Annotated in this window: 5 protein-coding genes; 2 read left to right on the top strand and 3 right to left on the bottom strand. The window is 68.1% G+C overall.

All coding sequences use genetic code 11. The features are described from left to right. The 3 genes from ACFE99_RS22765 to ACFE99_RS22755 form a co-directional block, all read right to left on the bottom strand. On the bottom strand, positions 1–476 hold a 476-nt coding region (locus tag ACFE99_RS22765; RefSeq protein WP_375488812.1), incomplete at its 3' end, for a DUF222 domain-containing protein. Positions 477–554: 78 nt separating this feature from the next. After that, positions 555–1,673: an MBL fold metallo-hydrolase gene (locus ACFE99_RS22760; protein ID WP_375488810.1), complete on the bottom strand. Its 1,119-nt coding sequence runs from the start codon at positions 1,671–1,673 to the stop codon at positions 555–557. A 5-nt stretch (positions 1,674–1,678) separates the two neighbouring features. After that, positions 1,679–2,410, bottom strand: coding sequence for an enoyl-CoA hydratase (locus ACFE99_RS22755; RefSeq protein WP_375488808.1), 732 nt, complete (start codon positions 2,408–2,410; stop codon positions 1,679–1,681). A gap of 85 nt (positions 2,411–2,495) precedes the next feature. On the opposite strand from ACFE99_RS22755, the gene ACFE99_RS22750 reads away from it, so the two are divergent. Both ACFE99_RS22750 and ACFE99_RS22745 read left to right on the top strand, forming a co-directional pair. Continuing rightward, positions 2,496–3,752 carry an MFS transporter gene (locus ACFE99_RS22750; protein WP_375488806.1) on the top strand — a complete coding sequence of 419 codons (1,257 nt, stop codon included), beginning with the start codon at positions 2,496–2,498 and terminating at the stop codon, positions 3,750–3,752. 99 nt (positions 3,753–3,851) lie between these two features. Continuing rightward, on the top strand, positions 3,852–4,973 hold a 1,122-nt coding region (locus ACFE99_RS22745), incomplete at its 3' end, for a carboxyl transferase domain-containing protein (RefSeq protein ID WP_375488804.1).

Here is a 4,973-nt window from a genome sequence, read left to right as displayed (position 1 = left end):
GTCAGCGACGGCCAGCGCGGCACCGTCACCGCCAGCTGGGCGTCGACCGCGGCCAACACCTGCGGGTCGGTGATCAAATCGGTGCGAAACACGATGGTCTGAAACAGCCGAAGCCCGATATCCCCGGCCTTAAACACCTCGGCCACCTGAGGCAGCCGCTCGCGCATGGCCCGGGCATAGCGCAGCCGACTGCCCGCCAATGCTTGGCTGATCCGCAACGCGGCGGCCACCTCCGCGGTCACCGCTTCCTCGGTGTCAATGGCCCACTCCTCGGTTTCCGAGCAGCGGGAGAGCCGGTAGCGAAACAACTCGCCAATCGCGACCAGTTGCTCAGCCGCGGCCCGGTTTTCCGCCCGCGTCGCTGAGCAGATCCGCTCCACCAGCGCCACCGACGCCGAGGTGGTCGTGGGATGACGCCGCTCAAACATCTCATCAAACCGGGCAATCACCTCCCGGCGCGCGGCGTCATCGAACATGTATTCGATCATAAGGGTGGGGTCTGACGTCGAAACGATTGCGGACTTACAGGCTTCGGAGGAGCTTCGCGCAGCGGCTTACGGACGCCACCACGGGATCGGTTGGGCGGGTTCCTCGGCGTCCACGCGCTCACCGGGTTTGGGCACCGCAACCCGAACCTCTGCCGCGTCGGCGGCGGGCACTAGGCGCTCGATCGGCTCGGCCCACGGATGCGGCGCCAGCCGGAAGGTGCCCCAGTGGATCGGCACCAAAAGCGCGGAGTCTGAGCTGCTGACATCCAGGTGGGCGTTGACCGCTTCCTCGGGATTCATGTGGATGTCCGGCCACGCCTTGTTGTAAGCGCCGACCGGCATCAGCGTCAGCTCGAACGGCCCGTAGTCGCGGCCGATCTGAGCAAAGCCCTTGGTATAGCCAGTGTCGCCGGCGAAGTATGCGCGGCGGTTGGGCCCGATCAGCGCCCACGACGCCCACAGCGTGTTGTTGCGGCTCAAAAAGCGTCCCGAGAAATGGCGTGCCGGCGTGCAAATCAGGGTGAGCTCGTCGACGTGGGTGCGCTCGAACCAGTCCAGTTCGATGATCCGTTCCTCCGGGATGCCCCAGGCGCGCAGATGCGCTCCCACACCCAGCGGCACGACGAACGGGGCCCATTGGCTGTGGGCCAGCGCGATGACGGTGTCGATGTCGAGATGGTCGTAATGGTCGTGGCTGATGACCACGGCGTCGACGGCGGGCAGAGCATCCACCGGCATCGGCGGCGGATGCAGCCGCTCCGGGCCCACCACGTCGGATGGCGAACAGCGGTGACTCCACACCGGATCGGTGAGCACCCGGTAACCGTCGATCTCCAGCAGCGCCGTGGCGTGGCCGAACCAGGTCACCGCAAGCCGGCCCGGGCGGTCGTCGATCATCCCCGGCCGGGCGAGCGGGATCGGCACGGGCGGCCGGGTGATTTTCCGTGCTCCGATGATCTCCCGCACGATCAGCTGCTGCTGCTCACGGTCGAGGTTGAACAGCGAAGCCGGGTCGAGGTTGACGAAGACGCCGTCTCGATAGTTTGGTGAACGCTCGGCCACCTTACGGATCGTGGCCGGGTCGGCGCCGAGGGCGGCCGGGGCGCCGTGCAGTGCCCGTAGCGCCCACCCGCCTGCCGCCAACGTGGCCGTACCTGCCACTACCCGCAGTGGTCCGCGCAGCATGGCGGTCAGGCTCCCTGAAACTTCGGTGCCCGCTTCTGCATGCGAGCGACCTGGGCCTCGATCGCATCCTGGCTGGCCCACGCCTTGTCGAACAGCTCCTTGTGGACCGGCGACGCTTCCTCGATCGCGCCGTCGTCGTTGAGCACGCGCTTGGCGTGCTGCAGCGCCAAGGGCGCCAGCGCGGCGATCTCCGCCGCCCATGCCTGCGCATCGGCCACCGAGCCGATCCGGTTGGCCATGCCCGTCTGGAGCGCCACGTCGGCCGGCAGCTTTTCGGCGGCCAGCAGCATCGCCCGCGCCCGGCCATGACCGACCAGCGAACACAGTCGACGGATGCTCCAATTATCAAGTGCCAGACCGTATTTCGAGGTGGGGAATTGGAAGAACGCGTCGGGGGAAACTACCCGCAGATCGCACTGCATCGCCAGCTGCAAGCCGGCGCCGATGGCAGGGCCGTTGATCGCGCCGATCACTGGCATCGGCGCGGCATCCATCGCTTTGTGCAATGCGATGAGCCGGTCGGGATAGTCGGCAGCGAACGCGTCGCCGCTCAGGTCGGCGCCAGCGCAGAACACCGTGCCCTGACCGGTCAACACGATGGCGCGCACGTTCTCGGCGGCGGCTTTTTCCATGGCTTCGCGAAGCTCCTCGACGAGCTCGGAATTCAGGGCGTTTCGCCGCTCGGCGCGCTGCAGCTCAATGGTAGTGACGGCTTCGACGCGGGTAACACCGATCATGCGCGCCAGCCTAACGGGCTAGGTCTACGCCGGGTGGCCCGCGTCATATTGCGACGTCCCGCTGCAATGCCGGAAGAATCAAGGCGTGCCAGCCGAGGACTTCGTCGCGCCGACGGTGCGAACGCGTGATCGGACCGCGCTGCAGGCGCTGAATTTTTTCATGGCCGACATGGAGGCCGGCATGGGACCCTTTCTGGGGGTTCTGCTGGCCAGCCGTGGCTGGAACACCGGGACCATCTGTACGGTCATCACACTGGGCGCCATCGTCGGCATGGTGGCCGTCGCGCCCGCCGGAGCTTTGGTCGATGCCACCACCCACAAGCGGGCCTGCGTCATCGGCGTCGGCATGGCCGCCGTCGCCGCCTCGGCGGTGATTCTGACCAACCACCACTTCTGGGTGGTCGCCGCCGCGCAAGCCGTCATGTGTATATCCGGGGCAGCCATCGCCCCAGCGGTCATCGGCATCACGCTCGGTCTTTTCGGCCAGGCCGGGTTCGTCAGCCAGAACGGTCGCAACCAGGCCTACAACCACGCCGGCAACATGGCCGGCGCTGCGCTGGGTGGGCTACTGGGCTGGGTATTCGGCTACTCCGGCGTGTTCTGGCTGGCCGCGGCGTTCGCGGTGGTCGCCATCGCAGCAACCCTGGCGATCCCACCCGGCCGCATCGACCACCACATCGCCCGCGGCGAGGCGCTGAACAACGAGCAGACCCCGGTCAAAAAGCTGCGAGTGCTCATCGAATGCCGGCCGCTGTTGGCGTTGGCCGCCGCGGTGGTGCTGTTCCACTTGGGCAACGCCGCGATGCTGCCGCTCTACGGGCTGGCCGTGGTCGCCACTCACGCCAACCCGTTCATCACGGTGGCCAGCACGGTCGTCGTCGCCCAGGCCGTCATGATCGTCGCCTCGCTGGTGGCCATGCGGATCGCTCAAACCCGCGGCTACTGGCTGGCCATACTGATCGCGTTCAGCGCCCTGCCTGTCCGTGGGCTCATCGCCGCGGGCGTGATCACCACTTGGGGTGTCATTCCGGTCCAGGTGCTCGACGGCGTCGGCGCCGGCATGCTCTCGGTGGCGGTGCCCGGGCTGGTGGCTCGCCTGCTCGACGGCACCGGACACATCAACATCGGCCAGGGCGCGATCATGGCCGCCCAGGGTCTCGGCGCCGCGCTGAGCCCGGTGCTCGGTGGCTATGTCGCCCAAATATGGGGATTCCCAACCGCTTTCATGCTGCTCGGCGGGCTGTCGGTGGGATCGCTGGTCATCTGGCTCACGTTCGCGCCGATGCTGCGCCGCGCAGGCAACCACCTACCCGCAGTACCGGCACCAGCCGAGGTGACCTGAACCGGGCGTCACTGTTCGGACGTCACCAACGCCCAGTCGGCCGCCTTCCGCCAAGTCCACGTGAGGCGACACACCAACTGGCCTGGCTACCCTCAAGCGATGCGCCGCACGGGAATCGACGAACTGCGCGACGCGGTGCTCGACGACGGGTCGTTCGTCAGCTGGGACACCGCGCCGACGCCGGTGCCCGCCTCGGAGTCCTATGCTCGCGAACTGGCCGCCGCCCGAGCCGCTACCGGCATCGACGAGTCCGTGCTGACCGGGGAAGGCCGCGTTTTCGACCGCCGGGTGGCAGTGGTGGTCTGCGAATTCGGCTTCCTCGGCGGCTCAATCGGTGTGGCGGCGGCCGAACGGATTTCCGCCGCGATGCAACGGGCGACGGCGGAGCGATTGCCGCTGCTGGCGTCGCCGAGCTCCGGCGGCACCCGCATGCAGGAAGGCACGGTCGCATTCCTGCAGATGGTCAAGATCGCCGCAGCCGTCACCTTGCACAAGCAGGCACACCTGCCCTACCTGGTCTACCTGCGCCACCCGACCACCGGCGGGGTGTTCGCGTCGTGGGGCTCGCTGGGACACATCACCATCGCCGAGCCCGGCGCGCTGATCGGTTTCCTGGGCCCGCGGGTCTATGAGCAGCTCTACGGCGAACCGTTTCCTCCTGGTGTTCAGACCGCGGAAAACCTGCAGCGCCACGGGGTGATCGACAGCGTGGTCCCGCTCGAAGAGCTGCGCCACACACTGGATCGCGCGTTGACGGTGCTCGCCGACGATCCCGAGCCTGCCCCGCCGTTGCCGCCAACCGAGCCGATACCTGATGTGCCGGCGTGGGATTCGGTGGTGGCATCGCGGCGGCCGGACCGGCCCGGTGTGCGCCACCTGCTCCGGCATGGCTGCACCGATCAGGTGCTGTTGTCTGGCACCGAGCAAGGCGAGGCAGCAACCACCCTGCTCGCGCTGGCCCGGTTCGCCGGTCAGCCTGCGGTGGTGCTCGGCCAACAGCGCGTGGTCGGCGGGATCGTCGGTCCGGCGTCGCTACGTGAGGCCCGCCGCGGCATGGCGCTGGCCGGGGAACTGCGGCTGCCGCTGGTGTTGGTCATCGACACCGCCGGCCCGGCCTTGTCGGCCGAAGCCGAGGAGGGCGGGTTGGCCGGCGAAATCGCCCGCTGCCTGGCCGACCTGGTCACGCTGGACACGCCCACGGTGTCGGTGCTGCTGGGCCAG

The sequence above is a fragment of the uncultured Mycobacterium sp. genome (assembly GCF_964249325.1).
Classification (GTDB): Bacteria; Actinomycetota; Actinomycetes; order Mycobacteriales; family Mycobacteriaceae; genus Mycobacterium.
Note: the sequence above shows the minus strand (reverse complement) of the source record. Positions and strands in the feature narration are given on the sequence as shown.